The organism is Pseudoalteromonas sp. XMcav2-N, assembly GCF_024124545.1.
Classification (GTDB): domain Bacteria; phylum Pseudomonadota; class Gammaproteobacteria; order Enterobacterales; family Alteromonadaceae; genus Pseudoalteromonas.
This window is the reverse complement of the sequence record NZ_JAMXSF010000005.1, coordinates 293,159-314,557: the sequence shown is the minus strand read 5'-3', so window position 1 is coordinate 314,557 and position 21,399 is coordinate 293,159. Positions and strand designations below refer to the sequence as shown.

22 protein-coding genes are annotated in these 21,399 nt (G+C 46.6%); 7 read left to right on the top strand and 15 right to left on the bottom strand.

All coding sequences use genetic code 11. The features are described 5' to 3' along the window. Window positions 1–25: 25 nt before the first annotated feature. Window positions 26–556 (bottom strand): hypothetical protein, encoded by a 531-nt coding sequence (locus NH568_RS09435; protein WP_253046465.1) that lies wholly within the window; start codon window positions 554–556, stop codon window positions 26–28. A gap of 209 nt (window positions 557–765) precedes the next feature. On the opposite strand from NH568_RS09435, the gene NH568_RS09430 reads away from it, so the two are divergent. Continuing rightward, on the top strand, window positions 766–1,482 hold the full coding sequence (locus NH568_RS09430; protein WP_253046464.1) for a glycoside hydrolase family 18 protein: 717 nt from the start codon (window positions 766–768) through the stop codon (window positions 1,480–1,482). A gap of 211 nt (window positions 1,483–1,693) precedes the next feature. On the opposite strand, the gene NH568_RS09425 is transcribed toward NH568_RS09430, so the two are convergent. The 6 genes from NH568_RS09425 to NH568_RS09400 form a co-directional block, all read right to left on the bottom strand. Continuing rightward, window positions 1,694–2,095 carry an ACT domain-containing protein gene (locus NH568_RS09425; RefSeq protein WP_253046462.1) on the bottom strand — a complete coding sequence of 134 codons (402 nt, stop codon included), beginning with the start codon at window positions 2,093–2,095 and terminating at the stop codon, window positions 1,694–1,696. Window positions 2,096–2,132: 37 nt separating this feature from the next. After that, window positions 2,133–2,936: a hypothetical protein gene (locus NH568_RS09420; protein ID WP_253046460.1), complete on the bottom strand. Its 804-nt coding sequence runs from the start codon at window positions 2,934–2,936 to the stop codon at window positions 2,133–2,135. Continuing rightward, on the bottom strand, window positions 2,929–3,966 hold the full coding sequence (locus NH568_RS09415) for an MlaD family protein (RefSeq protein WP_253046458.1): 1,038 nt from the start codon (window positions 3,964–3,966) through the stop codon (window positions 2,929–2,931). The genes NH568_RS09420 and NH568_RS09415 overlap by 8 nt, the downstream gene beginning before the upstream one ends. Then, the gene (locus NH568_RS09410; protein ID WP_253046456.1) at window positions 3,938–4,636 is read right to left on the bottom strand and encodes an ATP-binding cassette domain-containing protein; all 699 of its coding nucleotides are present in this window, start codon (window positions 4,634–4,636) and stop codon (window positions 3,938–3,940) included. The genes NH568_RS09415 and NH568_RS09410 overlap by 29 nt, the downstream gene beginning before the upstream one ends. After that, window positions 4,636–5,388: an ABC transporter permease gene (locus tag NH568_RS09405; RefSeq protein ID WP_253046454.1), complete on the bottom strand. Its 753-nt coding sequence runs from the start codon at window positions 5,386–5,388 to the stop codon at window positions 4,636–4,638. The genes NH568_RS09410 and NH568_RS09405 overlap by 1 nt, the downstream gene beginning before the upstream one ends. Before the next feature lie 162 nt (window positions 5,389–5,550). Continuing rightward, the gene (locus tag NH568_RS09400; protein WP_253046452.1) at window positions 5,551–6,012 is read right to left on the bottom strand and encodes a GNAT family N-acetyltransferase; all 462 of its coding nucleotides are present in this window, start codon (window positions 6,010–6,012) and stop codon (window positions 5,551–5,553) included. A 197-nt stretch (window positions 6,013–6,209) separates the two neighbouring features. On the opposite strand from NH568_RS09400, the gene NH568_RS09395 reads away from it, so the two are divergent. Then, on the top strand, window positions 6,210–7,553 hold the full coding sequence (locus tag NH568_RS09395; RefSeq protein ID WP_253046450.1) for a dicarboxylate/amino acid:cation symporter: 1,344 nt from the start codon (window positions 6,210–6,212) through the stop codon (window positions 7,551–7,553). A 107-nt stretch (window positions 7,554–7,660) separates the two neighbouring features. On the opposite strand, the gene NH568_RS09390 is transcribed toward NH568_RS09395, so the two are convergent. After that, window positions 7,661–7,831, bottom strand: coding sequence for a DUF6435 family protein (locus tag NH568_RS09390; RefSeq protein WP_138551441.1), 171 nt, complete (start codon window positions 7,829–7,831; stop codon window positions 7,661–7,663). 249 nt (window positions 7,832–8,080) lie between these two features. Here NH568_RS09390 and NH568_RS09385 point away from each other — a divergent pair, with 249 nt between their 5' ends. Beyond that, window positions 8,081–9,340, top strand: coding sequence for a phosphatidylserine decarboxylase (locus NH568_RS09385; protein ID WP_253046449.1), 1,260 nt, complete (start codon window positions 8,081–8,083; stop codon window positions 9,338–9,340). Between the two features lie 140 nt (window positions 9,341–9,480). On the opposite strand, the gene NH568_RS09380 is transcribed toward NH568_RS09385, so the two are convergent. Both NH568_RS09380 and NH568_RS09375 read right to left on the bottom strand, forming a co-directional pair. Beyond that, window positions 9,481–10,356, bottom strand: a complete 876-nt coding sequence (locus NH568_RS09380) for an SDR family oxidoreductase (RefSeq protein ID WP_253046447.1) — start codon at window positions 10,354–10,356, stop codon at window positions 9,481–9,483. Between the two features lie 98 nt (window positions 10,357–10,454). Further along, window positions 10,455–11,297, bottom strand: coding sequence for a type 1 glutamine amidotransferase domain-containing protein (locus NH568_RS09375; RefSeq protein ID WP_253046445.1), 843 nt, complete (start codon window positions 11,295–11,297; stop codon window positions 10,455–10,457). 128 nt (window positions 11,298–11,425) lie between these two features. Here NH568_RS09375 and NH568_RS09370 point away from each other — a divergent pair, with 128 nt between their 5' ends. Beyond that, on the top strand, window positions 11,426–12,340 hold the full coding sequence (locus tag NH568_RS09370; protein ID WP_253046443.1) for a LysR family transcriptional regulator: 915 nt from the start codon (window positions 11,426–11,428) through the stop codon (window positions 12,338–12,340). A 275-nt stretch (window positions 12,341–12,615) separates the two neighbouring features. Continuing rightward, window positions 12,616–13,899: a peroxidase, FMP-type gene (locus NH568_RS09365; RefSeq protein ID WP_253046441.1), complete on the top strand. Its 1,284-nt coding sequence runs from the start codon at window positions 12,616–12,618 to the stop codon at window positions 13,897–13,899. A 200-nt stretch (window positions 13,900–14,099) separates the two neighbouring features. Here the strand turns inward: NH568_RS09365 and NH568_RS09360 are convergent, their stop codons facing one another. Next, entirely contained in the window at window positions 14,100–14,669 is a 570-nt protein-coding gene (locus NH568_RS09360) for a hypothetical protein (RefSeq protein ID WP_253046439.1), read from the bottom strand. Between the two features lie 328 nt (window positions 14,670–14,997). Here NH568_RS09360 and NH568_RS09355 point away from each other — a divergent pair, with 328 nt between their 5' ends. Then, a complete protein-coding gene (locus tag NH568_RS09355; RefSeq protein WP_253046437.1) occupies window positions 14,998–15,744 on the top strand; it encodes a hypothetical protein in 747 nt (248 codons plus the stop codon). Window positions 15,745–15,837: 93 nt separating this feature from the next. Here the strand turns inward: NH568_RS09355 and NH568_RS09350 are convergent, their stop codons facing one another. The 3 genes from NH568_RS09350 to NH568_RS09340 all read right to left on the bottom strand — a co-directional run bounded on the left by NH568_RS09350 (window position 15,838) and on the right by NH568_RS09340 (window position 18,964). Then, window positions 15,838–16,947, bottom strand: a complete 1,110-nt coding sequence (locus NH568_RS09350) for a nuclear transport factor 2 family protein (RefSeq protein WP_253046435.1) — start codon at window positions 16,945–16,947, stop codon at window positions 15,838–15,840. Window positions 16,948–17,029: 82 nt separating this feature from the next. Further along, window positions 17,030–18,055 (bottom strand): helix-turn-helix domain-containing protein, encoded by a 1,026-nt coding sequence (locus tag NH568_RS09345; RefSeq protein ID WP_253046433.1) that lies wholly within the window; start codon window positions 18,053–18,055, stop codon window positions 17,030–17,032. A gap of 108 nt (window positions 18,056–18,163) precedes the next feature. Then, window positions 18,164–18,964, bottom strand: coding sequence for an MBL fold metallo-hydrolase (locus NH568_RS09340; RefSeq protein WP_253046420.1), 801 nt, complete (start codon window positions 18,962–18,964; stop codon window positions 18,164–18,166). 121 nt (window positions 18,965–19,085) lie between these two features. On the opposite strand from NH568_RS09340, the gene NH568_RS09335 reads away from it, so the two are divergent. Beyond that, entirely contained in the window at window positions 19,086–19,898 is an 813-nt protein-coding gene (locus tag NH568_RS09335) for an alpha/beta hydrolase-fold protein (protein ID WP_253046418.1), read from the top strand. Window positions 19,899–20,077: 179 nt separating this feature from the next. On the opposite strand, the gene NH568_RS09330 is transcribed toward NH568_RS09335, so the two are convergent. Beyond that, complete coding sequence (locus tag NH568_RS09330; protein ID WP_253046416.1) at window positions 20,078–21,385, bottom strand: ATP-binding protein; 1,308 nt, start codon at window positions 21,383–21,385, stop codon at window positions 20,078–20,080. Window positions 21,386–21,399 lie beyond the last annotated feature (14 nt).

Sequence of the window (21,399 nt, the reverse complement as noted above, 5' to 3'; positions counted from 1 at the left end):
GTTGACGTTTTCCAATCCAGGAAGTCTATGCTGGTTTATCGCGGCGCACACCGATACGCGGATCTTGAGAATAGAAAATTTCGTTAAGTGCACCAGCTGAATTGTTCAGCCTCACAGCAACAAATCTGAAGTCAATATCATCAAATTTGCCTGCTGCAGATGCCACGCCATTTAGCACGTTCTTGATAGTCAAAACCAGCGTTTTACCTTGATTCTCAATATCAGTCGTCAGCTGATAATCCTGTGAGTCCTGCTCACACGATAAAGAAATACCGCTTTGCCAGAAGCGCCAGTCACTATCTGCACAATCTTCCATCTCTACAATGAACACAGCCTGCTGCTTCGAGATCAAAGCACGACGCGCATTCTCAGAAATGCCCGGTATGTCGCCCAGATTAAACACGACATTAAGTTGAGTACCTTGGGGGACCGGTCTATATTCTCCACTTTCACTATCGTAATACTGCAATCCCCAATCTTCAGTGGTCGTTGTCGGGCTGAGTCGGAATAAATAGTTTTCGCTGTTTAGGTCAAAGCTTAAAATTTCATTTTGCATTTTAGTCACTCCTTATTGGTTTTTGCGCTCAACAAGCTTACGCTGAGTTTTTTAAAAACACCAATAAAATCCGACAATTATTAATGCATTTAACACAACAAAATAAACTTTCCCGTTCAACATGCCACATGTAATGTCGGTGTAATGGTTACCAGCAGCAAATCCCTTCATAGTATCAGGCAGTAAAGTTGACTGACTAAGTTATGACAATGGCTTTTGAACATAAAAAATGCTCTGGTGTATCTGAAAAAGCAATCTATATAACGGGTGTTCAGGTAAGACCTGACGGTTTGGACGGGGCTAAGCTTATTGCTATAGGTGGTGAAAGAGCCTTTCAGGCACATCTGGATACCACACGGAAAAATTACCCTGCGATAAAGCTGTTACTAAGCCTGTCACCCGATGATAACGGCCTGCGCTATCTGAGTCAGGACATCAATGGTCGTCAGGTATTCTGCCAAAGTGTGGTTGAATTTTTGCAACAATATCAACTTGACGGGCTAAATCTGGATGCCGCGTTTTATCATGCCCAACTTGAAACGCAAGCCATTAGTGGGAGTGCCCATTTTCAGAATATTGCCGTCATCTCACCGCATGATTTTGATGCACTCTTCCTGGGTTTAAAATACCAATTTGACCAAGCTGCTGTGCTTAACGGGCAAACCTATCTGCTCACACAGATCTCTAACAGTACAGCACCTTTACTAAATCATAGTTATCCGGGCGAGCTGGCACCGAGCAGTGACATAGCTGGAGAGATGCAGGCTGCAACAGAAACGTCGTCAGACCCTACTCGCCTGAGCAAGGAAGAGGCTGCATCCTTGAGTGGTGGCAGTGCCACAACCAACCTGCGCGGTGTCGTCAGGTATCATGACACACCACTGACCAGCGCGCAGGAACGTGATTACTTCAGGTACAGCCGCTAATTATACCAATTTGCTTAATTAAGTGTTCTATTTTGAGGCGAGAAAATATGCTCGATAACCAGGCAAAAATTTGCGAACTCATACCTTAGGTAAAGGTTCTAAATGAGAAATTTTTAACACAGTTAGCGTCATATTTGCTCCGTCAAATTGAACAGGTATTAAGTGAAATTGGTATTATAAGTTAGAAAACTACCTGTGTATGTGAAGGTTGTCAGCTTGACGCAGCGAGTTCGACCAATGCATTCAGGGCAGCCTGCGCATGTTCGGTTTTAACAAAGAGATGATCATGATAAAAAGCAGCGACCACATTGGCACTGATCCCGTGTTCGGTCAGGCACTGCGCCACAGCTGCAGTCAGCCCTACCGCATCTAAACTGGAATGCACGCTTAAAGTTAACTGTCGAAAAGGCCCCTCAAACTCAAGCCCATAGGACTGCGCTGCAGCTTTTTCAACTATCAGGGTTAACCCTTCTTGCTCCCTAAATGTTGCCAGCGGATGAAGTGGTGCATACTCTTCTAGACTACCTGATACGCTACAAAAGACATATTCTTCTGGGTTTAGAATCGGCTCCATCGTTTTAAGAAGCGCTGTCAAATTTATAATGCCTGACATTATTTTCTTTCCTTTATTATTAGCTTAGCGAAAGGTACTAGTTCACAGAACCACGCAATTGCGTAAATCGCGCCTGATAGTACAGAGCTCTGTCTACATCACCAGCATCATTATAATATTTTGCGGCAATGTCGAAACACTCTATCAGTCTATTGGTTAACTCAAGCGAAGCAAAGTGCTTTATAGCAATATCAAGCGCATCCGGTACCTTGCTCTGCTCTGTGGCGATACGCCAAACCAGATTGTGGTATATTACAAATGACAGCACCTCTATATTGTTCAGCGCTTTGTCGGCTTTGAGCTTGAACAGTGTCTGAATGTCTTTTTCAGCCTGTGACCAGTCAAGCCTGGATGGTGCATATTGCCAGCCAACCCAGCGATAATAAATGCGCCTTTGCGCATCGTCGGCGAACCGGGTTTGTAATTGTTCTACCAATGCCAGCGCCTGAGCTTGCTGTCCTCTGGCAAATGCCAGCTTACTGCGCATAAAATCAATTGCCGGTTTCAACTCTGTACGCTCATTTTTATCAAACATCACCGCCTCGGCAATTTTATCTTCGGCTTGTGTTGTGTGTCCCTGGCTAATGTATACCGCAGCCTGCTTGAGCCGGGCCAACCCCATTTGTTGTGGATCGTGCCTTCTGCTGGCATAGCGATACGCATTATCGTAATAACGCAATGCCAGCTGATATTTCCCCTGCTGACGCTGACTGTCTCCTTGCGCCAGCCAGGCCGCAGCTTGGCGTTTGAATCGGGTGACCTGATAGTCTCGTTCCGGTGCCGAAGAACAACCTGACAGCCAGAGCATGCAGATCAGAAATAGCCAGACCACTTTAATCATGCATTTCTATCTCCCCATTTTTTACCGGGGTACTGATCCCGTCTCTGAATACCGGATGATTATTCAATGCCTCCAGAGTTTTTTCCATTTGTTCAAGCACCTGCTGCACACTATGAACAGTCAGCGCAAACTGTTCACGCTCACCGTGAACATCTTTAAGCATTTGCTGCATCACTGTCAGGTTGGCATTGAGGTTGTGAAGCACCAGAGGTAGCTGACTATCGGTCATCTCTTTGACAAGTTCGGTGGGCTGTCCATAAGTGGTTAACGTGCTTTGTGCCTGCGTTAGCATGCCATCTGTCTTCACCAGCGTTTGGTTTAACTGAGCGAGTAATTGCGGCATTTGGGCAAGCCATACCTGGCTTTGTTTTAATGTTTTTTCAGCCTCGGGCAACAACTCACTTTCACGCAACTCTTCGCTGACAATCATGATATGGTCACTGATTTTGGCAACCCTGTCGAGCGCTCTGAACAAAGATCCAGCTTCCGGGTTATCCTCTTTTTGCAGGTTCTGTAACAGCTCCTGAATACTGGCTAAAATAGATTCCACATCGTCTTTTGAGCGAGACACGTAACCCGCCGTCAGATACTGCTGGCCTAATGCACTGTTAATATGGGGTACCAGTGCCCCGGCAGGCAAAGCCACAAAGGGGCCGACTTTATCGGGCTCAGGTAAAATCAGGTCTAATGTCGTGACGTCATCAAAAATGGGGTGTTGCTCACCGGTCAGCAACGCATATTTCACCACTTTAGTGCTGTATTCCTGAAATACCCAAAACTCCACGTCAATTTCGTTGTTTTGCAAATTTAGCCGGTAATCATCTATGCGCCCAATCTCCATACCTTTAAAGTAGATCGCCGGTAAGGCGCTCAGTCCCCGGGCATTATCCAACACGGTTTTGTAATAAACCTTGTCTGCAAAAGTGTGATTATTCACCAGGATCATGATACAAAACGTGGCTAGCAACAGCACGCCGGTAAGGCTAAATGCTATCACTATCCTATTGGCATTTTTGGGCTTGTGCTGCATGCGCTCCCCCTGACGCTAATTCTTCCGGTAACCCAAGCTGAAGCTGCTGGTCTGCTAAGCTCACGATCAACTCCTGGCGATTAGAGCAGAGAATTAACGTTGTTCCTTTTTCTTTGAGGTGCTTAAGTAAAGCCAGCTCATGACGGCACCAATGTCTGTCCACCTGCGCCATAGGGGCATCCCAAATCAACGCCTTTGGCTCCATGAGCAAGGCTCTCGCTAACCCAGCCAGAGACGCCAGCCCTGAGGAGAGTCGATCGGTGCGTTGATCCAGATACTGAGTCAGACCAAACTCTTCACAGATCCCGTACACCTTTTGTAGCTTTTCATCGTGACTTAAACGGCTATGGTGACGATTCAATGGCAGAAGCAGGTTTTCTTCCAGAGTCAGATTAGATATCAACGCCGAAACCTGAAAAATAACCCCCAGATCACGACGAAAACGCGCATATTGCAGCGCAGTCATTGCTGGCATTGCTATGTCATCAATCAATACCGTCCCTTGCTGAGGTCGGGTAATGTCACAAATGATACTGAATAACAGCGACTTGCCACTACCTGAGCGACCAGTGATCAGCAAGCACTGCCCGCTTTCAACAGTGATGCTGATATTGGCCAATATGGGTTGTTCAGCCAGGCTGTGACTAATATTCCTAAGTTCTATTTTCATCACCAGTCACTCATTAGCGCAAAGTACAGCAAAGTGAACAGTACGTGGATAATACACAAGGCAATCAATCCGCGGCCAACGGCTTTTATGTTTCGCTGCGGCACCTCAGTGATCGCACTTTTGACGGTCAGACCGTGATAGCTGGCTATCAGGCTAATCATCAACCCGGAAAATGCGACTTTGGCCAGCATAATCAACATATCCAGCCAGTGCAGTTGTGCCATGAGCTTAACAAAGAAAGTGCTCACTGGAATCGAGGCAAACGCATTACTCACCAGGTAGCCACCAAAAATGCCACAGGCAACAAAGTAACTCATCAGCAGGATCAAAGATGCGACCATACCCAACACCCGGGGCGCAACCAGATATGAAATTGGTGACACCCCCATTGCTATCAGTGCGTCTATTTCCTTACGCACCACCATGTTCCCCAGTTCTGTAGTAATTGCCGTGCCTGAACGAGCCAACACAACAAAACACACAATAAAAGGACCGAGATCTCTCACAATTGTTGATATTAAAATGGCGTAGATCCATTTGACCTGGCCAATAGAAGACAACAAAGGATAGCCCTGGACAATGATCAATGCCCCGATTAACAAAGCAATCAACATGACCAGCCCAAGGGCTTCAACTCCGGTGAAGCGGATCTGTCGTAATAAGATTTCCAGGCTAATAGAACGGTTGCGATGAAAGACTAAAAAGTCTGAAACCACATAAGCCGAAAAAGGCAAAAATCCATAATTAATCATTACTGCTCCCTATTGTATTGGTACAACAGACACAGCATGCTCTGGCCCTAATTGATTCAGTTAACTTTAAGCGTAGCAGTAATTTGATGTATTACAGTGAACAAAAAGTGATTACTTAGTGAACTGTGGTTGATGTTGATAATTAGCACGCAAGTTGGGCACTCAGAGGGTTTTTTCCATCGTGTAATTAATCAAAGTGACGCCATGCCTCACAATTTCGTTGCGTTTTACCATTGCAAAACCGCGCGTGGCAAAAAAGCGACGTGCAGGTTTAGAAGCTTTGACATACAAACGGGGCAGCCCCTGCTCTCTGGCCTGCGTTTCTAACTTACGGTAGAGCGCGCTTGCAATGCCCAGCCCCTGAAACTCTGGGTGCGTATAGGCGCAATCGATATGACCATCATCATCCAGTTCGATAAAACCTGCAATACGTCCGTTTAGCACGGCAACCCAGGGAAGCTTGTTTGCCAAGCGCTTTGACCAAAATGCATAATCGGGCGGTGTTGGCGCCCATACGGCTTTTTGCGCCTGAGTGTAGTCGTCTTTAGCAATTGCATGCACTGCACTATGAAATAAATCTGCAATTTCTCTGGCCCAGCTACTTTGATACCGCTTAATATCCATACAATACTCCGTACTCAAAGCGCCAGTGTACCTCAGGTTTGCACGTGATTTAACAGTGATAGCAGACAAAACCTGACGCCAGTCATTGCCTGCACTAACCGGGTGAATTCTTCTCGTTTGATGCGGGTCAATGTAGCATCAAATGGCTATGCTAGGATAATCACTCTAATCGTGCTCATCCAGTCAGGGATATTGTTATGACAGACATTCAAACTCCAGATGCACCAGCCAATCTGCTGCAAAAAAAGCGGCTCTGGCTGCAAATAGTGGTTGCGTTGATACTTGGTATCACCATAGGTTTACTACTTTCTCCGCAGGGCATGGCGCTGGTCAGTCAATCGGCAGCAATGGACATTGCTCAATGGGTAGCGCTACCCGGGCGGGTGTTTCTCGCCCTGATCCAAATGGTTGTTATCCCGCTGGTACTTTCCTCGATCATTCTTGGTATCGCAGGTAATAAAGATACCGCGTTTTTAAAAAAAGTTGGAGTTCGCATCTTACCTTACTTTGTTACAACCACTTTCGTCGCGGTCATTCTGGGCCTGGCTGTGGTTTACCTCATTGAACCGGGTAACTATGTCGATAGCGCTCTGTTTAGCGCAATTGCCGATCAGCCTGCGCAAGTCGTGGCGACCCAAGTAACGCAGACCTCGCTGCCAGATAAAGTGGCGGCCATTATCCCGGCGAATCCCACTCAGTCCACACTGGACAAAGACATGTTCGCCATCGTCATTTATGCCAGCTTTATTGGTATGGCGTTGACGACATTGGCCGCACAGCGCAAGGCACTGATGATAGATTTTATGGACGGGATCCAGTCTGTTTCGTTACAAATTGTGAACTGGGCCATGTTATTGGCTCCCCTTGCAGTGTTTGGTCTGCTGTGTGATATAACGATCCGCATTGGCGTAGATGCCCTGATTGGCGTATCCGCTTATGTGGCCACGGTATTGTTAGGACTCGCCGGGTTATTACTCATTTATACCCTGGTCGCTTCGTTTGTTGCCAAAGTACACCCCATGGCCTTTTTAAAGGCCATCCGTAGCGCGCAATTGCTCGCATTCTCAACCTCCAGTTCTGCTGCCGTTATGCCATTGTCAATGCGCACAGCCCAGGAGCAACTGGGTGTAAAAAAACCGATAGTGCAATTTATCATACCACTTGGTGCCACCATCAACATGGATGGAACGGCACTTTACCAGGTGGTTGCGGCTATTTTCCTCACTCAGGTTTTCGGTGTGGATTTATCGGTGAATCAGGTGATATTACTTATTCTCACCACGGTGGGCGCATCCATAGGCTCGCCCAGCACACCTGGGGTAGGCATCGTGATCCTCGCATCTGTGCTCGCTACGTTTGGCATACCAGCAACTGGCATCGCACTGATCCTGGGTGTCGACCGTATTCTGGATATGTGCCGTACGGTGATCAATGTTAGTGGTGACCTGACTGCCTGTGTGGTGATGAACCGCTGGTTGAGAAATGAAACATCTTTGGTTGAACGGGTGCACATAGGCAACGATAAGGTTGTGACCAGTTAACGTTCGGGGCGCTAGGCTCAAATTATTGCTTATGCGCCCATATTCGCTGCAAGTGAGGTACATATGCTTTGTCCTCACTCGTGAAGAGTGCCTCACTTATCAACACATTACTTACCTTGTAAACTTTCAATCTCCTGCCAGATTGATTCTGCCTCTGCAGTGAGCATCGCATAACCACGAATATCACCATTACGCTGTGCATGCATGGCTTGCTCTAGTTTGGCATCATAGGCCTTACGCAGCTTTTTGACCGGATCACGTTTTAAGAACTGAAACATTGTTAGATTTTCCTGATGGCAAATTTAACCTGTTAAACGAGCCTCAAACCTCTGCGGATCATCGCATAGTCGGAACTATACCTGCTCAAAGTAATAATAAGCGCCGATAAAGGCCCACTTTTGCACACTGTAATCTGCTGTAATTGCCCTCATGAATGGCATGACCTATAAAGTTCCAGATTAGACCGATTCGGACAATCACAACGGCCAACCCCTGATCACCATTCGCGAACCAAAAGGACCAATATCATGACTGAAATTTCGACCATGCCTTTACCTGCGCCTATAAATTGGGACGAAAAAAGTTCGGAAGCAGAGCTACATATACTGGGCCTGGATGGCGTGTTTTTAGAAAATCAGCTCAATTTGCTGTGGTATCTCGAGGCTCTGGCAGAGGTATGTTCTGAGGTAAACCTTGCCAGACGCAAAGATATCGCAACTTTCTGGCAGCCCTATTTATACAGAGAGCCCGGATTTACGCTGCAAAATTTCTTTTCTCAATGGTTAACTTATACCCCAACACCGGACAACCCGGGTTTATACATCGAATACTGGGACTACCTGGTCAATACCGAGTCCGGTTTAAAGCTGGCTAATGACGGCTATTTCAGAGGCTGGTTTCGACAGTTTCTGAACTTTCATGGTGACTGGATAAACAGCACATCGTCAACAGACACATTAAGTGCCTGGATGACATATACAGGTACAGAAGAGCACCCGTTTAATATTGATCATTATGAGCGCCCGGATCCACATAGCCCACAAGGGGGGTTTCAGTCTTTTAATCAGTTTTTTTTACGTAACCTCAAGCCCGGACAGCGGCCTTTGTGCAACTGTGCAAGTGACAGTGGTGTCGTGATCTCCCCCTGTGATGGTGGCGTGTTTTTTTTAGAGCGCGGCAGCAATGAGCACAACGATAGCCAGGCAAGCAATCGCTACTTGCTACCGGGTAAATCGGGAGATCATTTTAATCTGATTGAAGCTATCCCCGGTTATGGCCGCTGCTTTGTCGGTGGTCCTCTACTTGACATTCTGCTCTGGTTTACCGATTACCACCATTTCCATGCCCCCGTATCCGGCACCGTCATAGAACAGGGTTTGTATGAGGGCTCTTATAATTATGACTTTGACAATTTTAACCCGAGACACCCCTATGATCCGCTACCACCAAAAAACAGCGACAAAGTTGGTTGGTACCAGAAACTGGGTAAGCATCAGCGTTATGTCTGGGTGATTAAAACACCCGATCTGGGGTTAGTCGCCATGGTTGCGATTGGCTTTTGGGGTGTGGGCAGCATAGTCAACGCCATTGAAACCGGCGCAGACATTGAAAAAGGCCAGTTTATGGGCCACTTTGGCTATGGCGGCTCTTCTATCGTGCTGGCTTTTGAACCAGGCCGAAACTATCAATTTAAAGTAGGCGATCAGCCTGTGCGCGGACCGAATGAACCAACCCTTATGAAGGTAAGAGAATGCCTGGGTCGCGCTGTGCCGCCACTTGAGTGGTAATGGCAAGGAATCAAGATAGATACAACCCCGGGGACTGGATTTGCCTGTTAAGATAAAACCAACAGTCCCCGGCATCCATGCGACAGGTATTGTTCTCCACTGGCGTCCTTGCGAGGGAGAGGCACGCAATAGATGCAGTATTAACCTTGCTTGACCTCTAACATTGCGTCCATACCATAAGCGCCGTAGATATGTTGCATCGCCTTTTCTCTGGCTTCATTGACAGCTTTAATAACTGGATTCAGACCGGTGCCGTCTACCGTTGTTCTGAACGGACGTGCTGAAACTTGCGTCTGCAATAACTGTAATACAGCGTCAGCAACCATTTGCGGGCTGGGTGCATTTTCAGCATCGTGACCCTGTTCTGTACCCGCCCACATTTGTTCTGGTGCATCAGCATGTTCGCCATAACTTTCAGTTACAGCTTTATCACTGGATCTCAGCAAATTCGCACCAAAGTCTGTGCCAAAACCACCAGGCTGTACGATGAGTGACTGAATACCAAACTGAGACAACTCAACCCGATAGTTTTCCGCCAGACCTTCTACCGCATGTTTGGTCGCGTTGTACGAACCCAGGAATGGCAACACGAACTGGCCCAAGATACTGGAAATCTGGATTAAAGTGCCCTGCCCACGCTGTTTCATATGCGGTAATAAAGCCCGCGTCATACGCTGTACACCAAAAACATTGATCTCAAACACACGCTTGAAGTCTTCAATGTTAAAACTCTCTTGCCAGCCAAGCGTACCAACGCCTGCATTATTAATCAAAACATCGATATGTCCTGCCTGCTCAAGTGCAGCATTCACGCCCATTGCAACACTATCATCGTCGGTAACATCAATATCAATAACATGAACCCCTTTACCTCTGAGCTCGTTGGCAACCGATGCATTGCGCCCTTGTGGGTCGCGCATAGTGCCTGTAACCGTAAAGCCGTGGTCTGCCAGTGTATTCGCAATAAGATAGCCAAATCCGCTGTTTGATCCGGTCACTAAAACTGATTGTGTCATGGTATTCTCCAGAATTTTTAAATTTTGTCTGTCTGGCGTACAGCTTGAGACAAGGCAGCTGTACGCATTTTAGGCTACACCTGAATGTAGATTTATTGTTAGTCCAACTGCTTAAGAAACGCCTGCGCTACTCCAACTGACGACTTGTTGTTCTGACCGGTGATCAGCTCACGGTCGATAACAATATGCGGATGCCAGTCTTTTTCACCCCGAGAATAATCCCCGCCGGCTTTGGTCAGCGCGTCTTGAGGCCAGTAATACAATTCGTCACCCCCGAGATAATATTGGGTTGCAACGGCTTCCTCAGAGTTACTGAATGTAGTCATGCGATATCCCTCATAAACCCAGCCCTCTGCGGGTTTGGTATTTTTGCCTGACTTCATTGCTACTTCGAATTCAGCGGCATTTGGCAGAGCTGAAAGCAAGGCAACCGGGCCATGGCAGACCAAACCGGTGGGTTTTTTCTGCGCATTAAAGTGGCGCAAAAACTCCCCCAGCTGTGGGTTAGCAACCAGGTCACCCAGTGGTGCGTGGCCACCCGGCACAAAGACCGCATCAAATTTATCAATACCAATTTGTTCTATGCGGGCAAAACTGACAACCGGACTGTCGGTCTTATCATCAATCTTGAGTTGGTTGAACAAGGCCTTATGAGCCTGATAATTCGACTTGCTGACGTCCAGAAAATGATCGGGTGTATCAGATACCGGGTCGAGCCTCGGTGCCATACCCTTAGGTGAAGCAAAGGTCAGTGTGTGACCTGCATCCAGAAATAACTTAACCGGTTCCATTAATTCGTTCAGATAAACGCCTGTCTTGTAGTCGTAACCGTTTTTCAATGTCATTTGTGCCGTGTCCGACATCACTACCAAAATCTCATCGGCCAGACTCAGTGGGCTTGCAATCAATGCTGTCAGTGCTGCGAGTGTTTTTAATTTCATGTTCATCTCCTGAAGTTTGATGACGTGTGTTCTTAACTTGGGTCTAGAATAAGTCGCCCCGCTTCATTAATGAAATTAATTGCTTTAATATAGCCATGAATATAAATAATAACTCTGGGAGGGTAGGCGTGAGTAATATTTCGGATATCGAGCTCAACCAGCTGCGTCTGTTACAGTTAATATTTGAGACTAAAAACCTCACACGAGCCGGTGAGCGTGCGGGTCTGACACAATCAGCAGTCAGCCATACGCTGAAAAAGCTGCGCCACAGCTTTAATGATTCGTTGGTTATTCGACAGGGCAATAAATTGATCCTGACCCCACGTGCAGAATACCTGCAATCCCAGCTCAATCGCTGGTTAAATGACTTTGAACGCCATATTCTTACTCAGGAGCAATTTAACCCAGCTCACTCCAGTCGTACTTTTTTTATCGCCACCAGCGATCTGGTAGAGCAATCACTGGCCCCGGTTTTAATCCCACATCTAAGCAAGGTGGCCCCTAATATTCAGGTGGTATTTGCCAAGCTCGATAAACGGGGCTTTGCAAGCCAGATTGAAAGTGGTGAGGTTGATTTTTCAATCAGTGTTATCGAGTCTAGCCACCCTGCTCTGATGGTCACCACCTTGTATAAAGACGACTATGTGTCCGTAGTAAGGCAAGATCACCCTTGTCTCAGTTCTGTACTCGACCTGGCCAGTTACTGCCGCTATCCACATATTCTGGCGGGCACTGGTAAAGATATTCGGGGAACCGTGGACGACGCGCTGGACAAACTGGGACATACCCGCAAAGTTCAATATAAAGTGGCTAACTTCTCAAGTGCCCCATACATTGTCGAAACCAGTGATGCCATATTCACAGCACCACGCAAATTCATTGAGGCAGTGAGTGCCAAGTTCAACATTGCAGTGTTTGAGCCGCCGCTGTCAGTCCCGCCGTTTTCGATGAAAATGTACTGGGATATTCGCAACAAAGACGATCAGGCAAGTCGGTGGTTCAGACAGGAAATCATCTCTGTCGCGCGTCAAACAACTCCCTAGACAATACAAGTATTTGCTCAGCTAAAAAGGCGCTGATCATATTAATTTTATTGGCAAATACCTGGCTTGAAGCGGAAATTCCTGTAATAGCCTGTAATGGTTTAGCGGGTATATTTGGTCCATTATTTTTGCATACCGTTATCACTCGCACTCCCTCGGCTCATACAGCAGGGAGTATGCGCGTGACCTTTGAATTAACCCGTCGAAATGACATCGACATATCACTCTCATCAGAGCCTGTTGTTAATGATCGGCGCAAAAATAAGGACTGTGCAATGACTAGCAAGACCCAACAATCATCCGTTCGCCCCTACCCCGAACTGAAAGGCAACGAACCCACGGTACCTCAGTTCGGAATACTCGATAAACTTCATGGCACCTGGGTTAACTGGAAAGGCGGCCCTAAAGGTTTGCACACTACGCCTATGCCCTCTCCCGGCACTTCATCAGAAACCGTATTTGGGGTTTTTCATTTCAAATCGCAGCAATACCGGGAGCAGCTAACCTTTTCAAAGGTAAACGCACCGGTTCGCAACCGTGCAGGCTCTAATGAACAATTTAATGGCCCGGTCAAATACGAAACAGCCATCATAGATAACAACAACGATCTGCAACATTTTGAGAACGGCATGTACTTATGGTTGGGCGATAATACTATGCCATGGGAAGAAAATGGTCAGTATCAAAACCCGCGTACTATGTTCTCTCGCCCTTCAACCGCTGCAACCGTTGATGAAGACGGCGGCGTTCCGGTCATTGGCCCTGGCGAACAAGGTCCTCAATTTGTTCCACCTCACTCCATTTCTCGCTCAGGAGTGATCCCCCATGGCACCACCATTCACCTGACAGGCAACGTTACCCATTTTGATCAGAACCAGAAACCTAAGCCACCTGAAAGACCTGAAATAGCAAAGCTTTGGGAGCAACCCTACCTGTCTATCTCTCCGACTATGGGTATAGATCCCGAACGCGACCTGATCCCGGGCAGCCTGAAAAAGCCAGACTGGACGACCAAACCACGGGACGAGCAAATAGACTACCCAGACCAACCTGAGGCGCACCAGGGGGTAAACAGTGCCCGCGCCTATTTCCTGAATATCTTTAACTACAATAAGTATGGTGCCAAGTTCCCCTACACAGTTCAGCCAAATCTGTTGCTTTCAGAGTTTAATGAGGGGTTAAACTTCAAAAGCTATGATCTGATCGAATTAGACAGCCAGCATGATACTGGGGTACAGGGTGCAACGGTCAATAATGTCATGATTGAGCGCTACTGTCGTGTGGTTCGCATGCGCCATCGCATGTGGCTGGAGCGCATCGAACTGGAAAATGGAAAAGAGATAGATCAGTTGCAGTACGAGCAAATCGTGGATTTTGAGTTTATGTTTGGTGCCAGTGGTGAAACCACTCAGTGGCCGCATATTCAGGTCAACACATTGCGACGTTTGGAAGATATCCCTGAAGAGGATCAATATGAAGCTATCAAGCTGCCAGAAGAAGATGAACCCGTTGCCAAACCCAAAGCCCGGGTACATTGCATGAACCATAAAGCGAAATAAAGCAACCAGACTGAGTGCAACTTCTGTCAGAGCAAAAGCTTGCAGTAGTCGCACTTATCTAATCATGGTCGCTTTTTGGTGTCTCTCAAACATAATGCGGGCAGCACAATCTGCGATAAAAGCTGGTGTCCTGCCTCTCACAACAGAGGTTTTTTGCAAAAACGCGGGTATCAAGTCGCCGGCGCTGTGTTTTTCGAGACTTATTTGCTGATGCCGATCCAGTTGAAAAAATCCCAAGGTGCGTTATCAATGCATAGCTGATGCTTTTCCTCCCAGTCTTGGTTAATTGTTTGCCTGGAGCGTTCAACAAGCTCTCCGCCAGTGAAAGCATACACCATCGCATCGTACGTATACCCCGTTTGAAGTGGTTCATCATCTTTGGTCTTGCAATATGTGGGCACCATATCACCCAGTCGCACCTCTATCTTTTCACTAAACCAGCTTGCTTTGACCGGATAAGCGCTTTGACCAAAAAATGGCACGGGGTCAATTAAAGGTGGGGTCTGAGAACATGAATCCTGCACCAGCGAGGTTAACCAAAGCTTACCTTCCCTTAATTCCCAGGTCCCTTTGTAGCCTCGCCAGTTCGCTGTACACCACCCTCTGCCAACCAGCCTGGACTGAATGTCATCGTAGTTGTAAAGTGACTCGAGGGGAAACAGATCTATGCCATGCGCTTGCCCTTCGACAACAAAGACTTCCCTGACTTGGTGTGTTGCGAGGCACACCCCGCTATATAACAGCAGCGCAGGTAAAAGGTAGTTATGCATAACGCCTCACTATGCCCCTAATCGGGCGCACACTTATCAGATACGGGGTATTTAAACGACTTACACGTGTATAAACAAGTGCTTTAGTTTTCATACCTATCATCTTACCGGGTTGAGCAGGGTAAGGTCCGTTACGCTTTTGGCACTTCCCCTCCCCACAATTAAGATTATTGGATGGGTACAACGAAAAATAACAAGTAAAAAGAACTAAATTGGCATGCATACTGCTTATCCATGTCGGCTGTTCAACCTGACAGCACTAAACCAAGTCTGTGGTTTTTAACACTGAGCCTCAGACACTTCATTTTTTCCTAAGGAGTAGAGTAAAATGAAACAACTTTTAATTTCCAGCGCCCTGTTGGTTTGTGGTACTTTTTGTCTTTCTTCTCATGCCAGCAATTTAGACCCTCAGCTTCAGGCTAAGCTGGACGAAGCTTACTATCTTTACGATTCCTGGCACTACCAGGAAGCACTGGACAATGTTCACTGGTTGGTCGAAAAAGGCGTGGCGCTCGATCACGATTTTTATGGCTACCGGCTGGGTATCGTTTTTCCACTTTGGCGTAATCTGGCGCAGGATTTTGAGCCAGCTCGCATCAGTTTTAATCAGCTACTTGAGTCCAGTGTCGAAGACGCCGTTAACTCGCCACAAAACTGTGCAGCTTTTGACGATGCTCGCTCGCTGCTGAGGCTTCAGCATCGAGTTACCGATATCATCTCTGTGCTGGAGGAAAAAGAAGCGACATATCCTCAGGTGTGGTCTCGTTGCTGGGATGATACGGCCACACTTGACGCTGTGGAGTTGACGTCTAAGCCGCTAATTGATGCCTATGTTGGCGATTTATCTGATCACTTTGCTGCACACTATATCCCTAGAATTGAGCAATATTACAGCCAATGTTCAAAAGATGAGGATTATCGCGAGGCATGTCAGGAAGGAGTAAAAGAACACTTGAACGCTGTCTCATATGCATTTCGACACGCGGCTATGACCCATTACGGCCTGAATGAGGCGGGTCAGGTCGGTGCACTGACCCTTGCACTTCTGTTGAAGTGGCAAGAACAAGGTAACTAAACCCGTTCTTCTTTCCTATAAGAGGCAATTAATTGCCTCTTTTTACATGCATTTTCCGAGCTGTCAGATTTATCCTACTCTAGCATCGCCAGCTCACCGCTTTTCTAACACCTCGATCATCGCCTCAGCCACTGCCACCGAGGATAAATAGTTCTGTCCGGTGATCAGTCGTCCATCTATTTCTACAAAGGGTTTGTTGCGCTCACCATGGCGAAAATCCCCACCTCGCGCCCCAATACGCTCGCCAATCATAAATGGAAATTCTTTCAGGTACTCAGCCCCGGCACGTTCAAAAGATTCAGGGTAGCCACTGATACGTCTGTTGGCGACCAGATACTCTCCGTTGCTCAATTTCAGATTGACAATACCGGCTGTACCATGACAGACCGAAGAAACAATGCCGTTATTCTGCTCATAAACCGTCATCGCAATAGCCTGAACTCCGGGATGTTCTGCAACCTCATACATAGCATTGCTGCCACCAAGGTAATGGACAGCTTGATATTCAGAGGCATTCACTTCCTCTGGTGCGAAGCTGTTGCCTATCGAGTACATAAATTCGGGGTCGTAAAGATACTGCTTATGAATTGGAATTGACGTATTCACATAAGCCAGGCTTAACGCTCCACCTCGGGTACTCATAAAGTCTACTTCATACCCGGCTTTGATGAATGTGTCGTAGGCATAGACCAGCTCAGAAAAACTGGTCCCGGCTGGTAAGTCACTGTCACCATGAAAGCTGGCACTGGATGCAATGAAGAGAATTTTTTTATTTTTATACTGAGCACTTTGGTCCGTTGCTGTCTTACTCACAATCTGCCATTTCCCTGCAATCTGTTTAAGCAAGACATGATCTATATATGCCTGGTAAGGAGGTGCTATCGTAATTTTCAGCCGAGCCATGGCGATATCACCATCGATTTTCACAGAGAGTATCTTGCCCCGACGGTTGCGATTGTTCAGCGGCTTAAACCAGCTACTGTATTGCTCCATCGATACCGTCCAAAAGGGTTTGGTGTCATGAGACAACAGTAGCTGAGCCTGCGGATGAAAGGCATTTTTGATTTGGGCAGGCTGCCCCATTTCAGTTCCCTTTAAGTAGTCATTTAAAGCACGTAAAACGCCTGCCTCATCATCAGCCAGGCTAATGCCACAAAATAGCAGGCATAGCAAGATCAGCAGGTGTCTTAAAAGAGTTTTCATGGTGTTTCTCCGGTTAACTTAATGTCACCTCACCATAAAACATAACCTTAAAAAACAAGCTCCTGAATTATAATCTAAGTGTTCAGAATGATAATTTGACAGACTTTGCACGAAACTGATTGGGAGTTTGACCACATTGCTTTTTAAACGCCGTATAAAATGTCGAGCTGGCGTTAAAGCCACACTGTTCAGCAACTTGCTCAACTGTCATGTTCTGCTCCTGTATTAACAGTTTCTGGGCGTGCTTTACTCGATAGCCATTAAGATATTGATTGAAGTTACAACCGTATTGTTGATTCAAATGTTGAGACAATTTTGTATGGCTAACACCCAAACGTTTGGCTAACCTGGGTAAGGACATAGAAGGGTCCGTGAATAGCTGCTGCTCATTCATCAAGCTCTCTAGCATCGCGGAAATTTCCGCACTCTGTTGTGGTGAAATAACCTGTGCCGCGTATTTTTCTTTGCCTCTGCTATGCCCAGAAAAAACCACAATGCTGAGATACAACACCATAGAGAATGACAAAGCGCCCACAATGTAAGACGTATAGGCTGAGGTAAAATAGGCAAACCAGATAAGTGCGCCGCCACTAAGCGCGATAAAAGGCAAATCGCGCCATACAGGGAGGTCCGGATGCGATTTTAACTCGGCCAGTTTGTGCCGGTACACCCAAGCCGACACCAAAAGGTAACCAAGCCATACATAACTTGAGCCGCGATACACCCAGGTTTGCCACAATTCAGGATAACTTTGATACGGGTATATCACGCCAACGAGGGCAACCAAAACAAGCCACAATGCAAAATGCCCGCGCAGTAGCCAGCGAGCTTTGTTTGGGTAAAGGCTACGAAAACAAAACGAAAAAAGGCTCGGTCCAATCAAACAGCAGGCACTCAACCCCAGCTGCAAAAAGTCTTTGCTCAGCCCGGGACTAAAGTAAAACGCAACCGATTTGCCAATCCGAATACTCAGCATAATCAACAGCAAAGACAGCCAGGGAGCTGCGGCAATTTCCTTGCGTTTATGATAAACCCAGGCAGCCAGTAAAACGCCATTAAATGCCCCAAGTGAGGCGAAGAAAAACAGAAAGTAGCGCGAAAATTCCATTACGATATTGTTTTAATCACAGACCCCTGCACTATCGCATATCAACATGGTTCAGCCAAGCGCAAAAGGGCCTCAGCGTACCCGATATCGTCAGACGCTTCAGGCTCCTCACTCACCCCCCTTGTTCTCTTCCTGCTCTATCACCTGGATGGTTCTCTCTACAAACCTTTTATAAGCTGTGTCTGGTAAAAACGGCACCTTGCCTTGCACATTAAATCTGGCGACAATTTTCTTACTCTCATTCTCTGCCATAATTTTCTCAACACTGTAGCCTTTTTTTCTGAACACACGTACGGTCTCCACCCACAGGAGCGTATTGGCTCTGAATTCACGCAGTGACGCTTTATTTGACACAGCGCCATGCCCGGGAATGATCACACTCTGTTCGTCCCCGATTTGTAAAATGATCTCGATGGCATCTTTAAAGCCCTGCACCCCTCCCGCATAAAAGGTGGGATGCCAGCTGGTATCAAACACATCTCCGACAAAAATCGTGTTACTCGGCTTGTGATAAAAAATGTTGTCTACCGAGGTATGAGACTTAACCATAACACGGGTAAACCCGGCCAGTTTAACGTCGCCTTCGACAAGCTGAGCTCCACGTTCCATGAAATAAGCATTGCCTCCCGAGTGGTCTTCGTGATTATGCGTATTTAAAATATGGGTAACCGGTTTATGGTGAATTTGATTAACAGTTTTATATAGCTGGGCCAAGTTAGTTTTACCTGGCATAGGGTCGATTAGTACCACGCCGTCGGAGGATTTAAACAATCCGATATTTGTGCCGTAGTCTTGCTCCGTAAGAATATGCAGGTGTTGCGATACAGCCTGAACCTGAATAGTGGCTGCAAGTGTTACGAAACTGCCAACAAGCAATGGGGTTATTAACAACGCTTTTAACATGGTCATAATGACTCCTTTCTTATTATTGTGAGGCACAAGCGGTCTGTACCTGTTTACCGTGCTACTATGATTAAACATAAATTAGAGTTAACATCTAGCTTCTATTTGACCAAAGGAATGAAGCCTGATGAACGTTGTACTCTTGCTTTTAATTAGCGCACTGAGCTGCTCGCTCGCCTATGCAAAAGATGAGGTTCACTCTGCACCGTTAGAGTTTGCCCACACTTTGACATTTAACTCCCAGATACTGAAACAGAATCGCTCAATAAACGTCTATTTACCAGCAGAATATCAAAAAAATACACAACAAACATACCCGGTTATTTACCTGCTGGACGGTTCAAAAGATGAAGACTTTATTCACATTGCCGGATTGGTGCAATTTGCCAACTTTCCCTGGCTAAACTTTCTTCCACCCAGCATTGTTGTGGGTATTAGTAACCAAGACAGAAAACGGGATTTCACCACCCAAAGTAACAATGCACTGGATAAACGTGACCTGCCGACCCACGGTGGCGCTAAATCATTTATTGCATTTCTGGAGAATGAACTCCGACCAATGATAGATAAGCGTTACCGCACCAACCAATCAGATACCCTTATCGGTCAATCGTTGGGGGGCTTACTCGCCAGTGAAATTCTGTTTCATCACACGTCACTGTTTGATCACTATGTCATTGTCAGTCCCAGTCTGTGGTGGAACAACGAGTCTTTACTCGCCAGTAAATTTGCCCCCACTAGTCTGCCAAAGTCTGTTTACATTGCGGTAGGTAAAGAAGGTGACGTAATGGAACGTGTTGCGAAACAGCTACACGATAAAATAGCAACTCAACTTGAGGGCAAAAGCCAGTTACATTTTCGTTATTTTGAAGAACTGGATCACGGAGATACCCTGCACCTGGCGGTATACGACGCATTTAAACAAGTTGAGTATAAATAAGAACGTGTTGCGAAACAGCTATACGATAAAATAGTCACTCAACTGGTATGTAGCTTAAGTATCTGGGCAAGTTTATAATAATCAGTTGTAAAGACAACGACCAAAACGCCATTAAAAACCCCATATGAAGTGAGGTGATGCATAAAGAAGCGCGAAAGGGGTCGCCTCACGCTCAGTGCTCATTTGTCCGATTTATCATCGCTTGCAGGTAGCGCTAACATGAACATTGCACCGTTGAGTATCTCGCTGGTACCCACCTCTATCGTGCCAAAGTGCTGGTCACATATTTTTCTGACTATTGATAACCCCAGTCCATGTCCGCTTTGCGCTTTGTTTCTTGCTTTATCGGCGACATAAAAGGGCTCAAAAATATGGGCCTGATGCGTGAGCGCTACACCGGGGCCATCATCATGTACTGTGATATATACTAATTGCGCCTGCGCATAACAAACCAAACGCACTTCGTTATCAGCATATTTAAAAGCATTGCGTACGAGGTTGTCGAGCGCCCGCATGAGTAATCGTTTGTCAGCCACAACAATAAGGCTGTCAGGGGTAATTTGGATTGTCAGGTTCACAGCGCACGGCTTATCTTTTTGCCAACGTTTTTTACCGTCATTTAATAATGCAGCCAATTCAATGGGTTCCGGCGACAGTACACCATGATCGCTTTCCATTCTGGTATAATGCAGTAGCTCGTCGACCATCTGCTCCATTTCCTCCGAGTCTTCAATGATGCTGTTAACCGTCGCCGCTTGTGATTCATCCAGTTTCGTTTCTTGCAGTAGTTCAGCCTGCCACTGGACCCGAAATATCGGTGTACGAAGCTCATGAGCAATCGCATTTGTCAGTGCTCGATTGCTTTCAATTAACTGTGCAATGCGGTCAGCCATGTCGTTAAATGACTGATTGAGAGAGCCTAACCTGTTGGAACTGGATAACTCTGCCCTGCATGACAAATCTCCCCGGGCAAAGCGTCGTGTTGTATTTTCCAACATTCTGACACGACGTAAAATCAACCAAATATTCACCAGATTAAAGAGAACGAAACTGCCAAGCATGAAGATCCATGCCAGGTCCTCTTCCAAATCAATTTTCTGCCTGACAAGACTACTGTGGTCAGGCACATAACTGAATATGGCTGTAATTCCAGCCAGGCGAAACCACAAGGTACGGTCTTCATCAAAATAAGTATACTGCGATGAATTCTCATTGAAGAACTCAGAGACAATTGCGGGTGGTCTCTCATGTGACTGTAAAAGCAAATGAGACTGCTGTGCATACTGCTTCATTGCTGCCAACGCCGACGCGCCCCCCTGATGTTCGGCGATATTCTGTAGCAGCTGTTGATGTGCCAGTGCCTCGTCATCTTCCAGTACAAACTCATAGTCTACTGCCAGTTCGTAAACAAGAACTTCATATGCAACCAGTGCCCCGATAAAACAGGCAAACAGGATGGCCAGTGATTCAACAAAGATGCGTTTCATTATTTCCCAGCTTG

Bases quoted from the DNA above. Each gene is read 5' to 3' on its own strand.
- NH568_RS09435 (WP_253046465.1), bottom strand. From the start codon at position 556: ATGCAAAATGAAATTTTAAGCTTTGACCTAAACAGCGAAAACTATTTA.
- NH568_RS09430 (WP_253046464.1), top strand. From the start codon at position 766: ATGGCTTTTGAACATAAAAAATGCTCTGGTGTATCTGAAAAAGCAATC.
- NH568_RS09425 (WP_253046462.1), bottom strand. From the start codon at position 2,095: ATGTCAGGCATTATAAATTTGACAGCGCTTCTTAAAACGATGGAGCCG.
- NH568_RS09420 (WP_253046460.1), bottom strand. From the start codon at position 2,936: ATGATTAAAGTGGTCTGGCTATTTCTGATCTGCATGCTCTGGCTGTCA.
- NH568_RS09415 (WP_253046458.1), bottom strand. From the start codon at position 3,966: ATGCAGCACAAGCCCAAAAATGCCAATAGGATAGTGATAGCATTTAGC.
- NH568_RS09410 (WP_253046456.1), bottom strand. From the start codon at position 4,636: ATGAAAATAGAACTTAGGAATATTAGTCACAGCCTGGCTGAACAACCC.
- NH568_RS09405 (WP_253046454.1), bottom strand. From the start codon at position 5,388: ATGATTAATTATGGATTTTTGCCTTTTTCGGCTTATGTGGTTTCAGAC.
- NH568_RS09400 (WP_253046452.1), bottom strand. From the start codon at position 6,012: ATGGATATTAAGCGGTATCAAAGTAGCTGGGCCAGAGAAATTGCAGAT.
- NH568_RS09395 (WP_253046450.1), top strand. From the start codon at position 6,210: ATGACAGACATTCAAACTCCAGATGCACCAGCCAATCTGCTGCAAAAA.
- NH568_RS09390 (WP_138551441.1), bottom strand. From the start codon at position 7,831: ATGTTTCAGTTCTTAAAACGTGATCCGGTCAAAAAGCTGCGTAAGGCC.
- NH568_RS09385 (WP_253046449.1), top strand. From the start codon at position 8,081: ATGACTGAAATTTCGACCATGCCTTTACCTGCGCCTATAAATTGGGAC.
- NH568_RS09380 (WP_253046447.1), bottom strand. From the start codon at position 10,356: ATGACACAATCAGTTTTAGTGACCGGATCAAACAGCGGATTTGGCTAT.
- NH568_RS09375 (WP_253046445.1), bottom strand. From the start codon at position 11,297: ATGAAATTAAAAACACTCGCAGCACTGACAGCATTGATTGCAAGCCCA.
- NH568_RS09365 (WP_253046441.1), top strand. From the start codon at position 12,616: ATGACTAGCAAGACCCAACAATCATCCGTTCGCCCCTACCCCGAACTG.
- NH568_RS09360 (WP_253046439.1), bottom strand. From the start codon at position 14,669: ATGCATAACTACCTTTTACCTGCGCTGCTGTTATATAGCGGGGTGTGC.
- NH568_RS09355 (WP_253046437.1), top strand. From the start codon at position 14,998: ATGAAACAACTTTTAATTTCCAGCGCCCTGTTGGTTTGTGGTACTTTT.
- NH568_RS09350 (WP_253046435.1), bottom strand. From the start codon at position 16,947: ATGAAAACTCTTTTAAGACACCTGCTGATCTTGCTATGCCTGCTATTT.
- NH568_RS09345 (WP_253046433.1), bottom strand. From the start codon at position 18,055: ATGGAATTTTCGCGCTACTTTCTGTTTTTCTTCGCCTCACTTGGGGCA.
- NH568_RS09340 (WP_253046420.1), bottom strand. From the start codon at position 18,964: ATGACCATGTTAAAAGCGTTGTTAATAACCCCATTGCTTGTTGGCAGT.
- NH568_RS09335 (WP_253046418.1), top strand. From the start codon at position 19,086: ATGAACGTTGTACTCTTGCTTTTAATTAGCGCACTGAGCTGCTCGCTC.
- NH568_RS09330 (WP_253046416.1), bottom strand. From the start codon at position 21,385: ATGAAACGCATCTTTGTTGAATCACTGGCCATCCTGTTTGCCTGTTTT.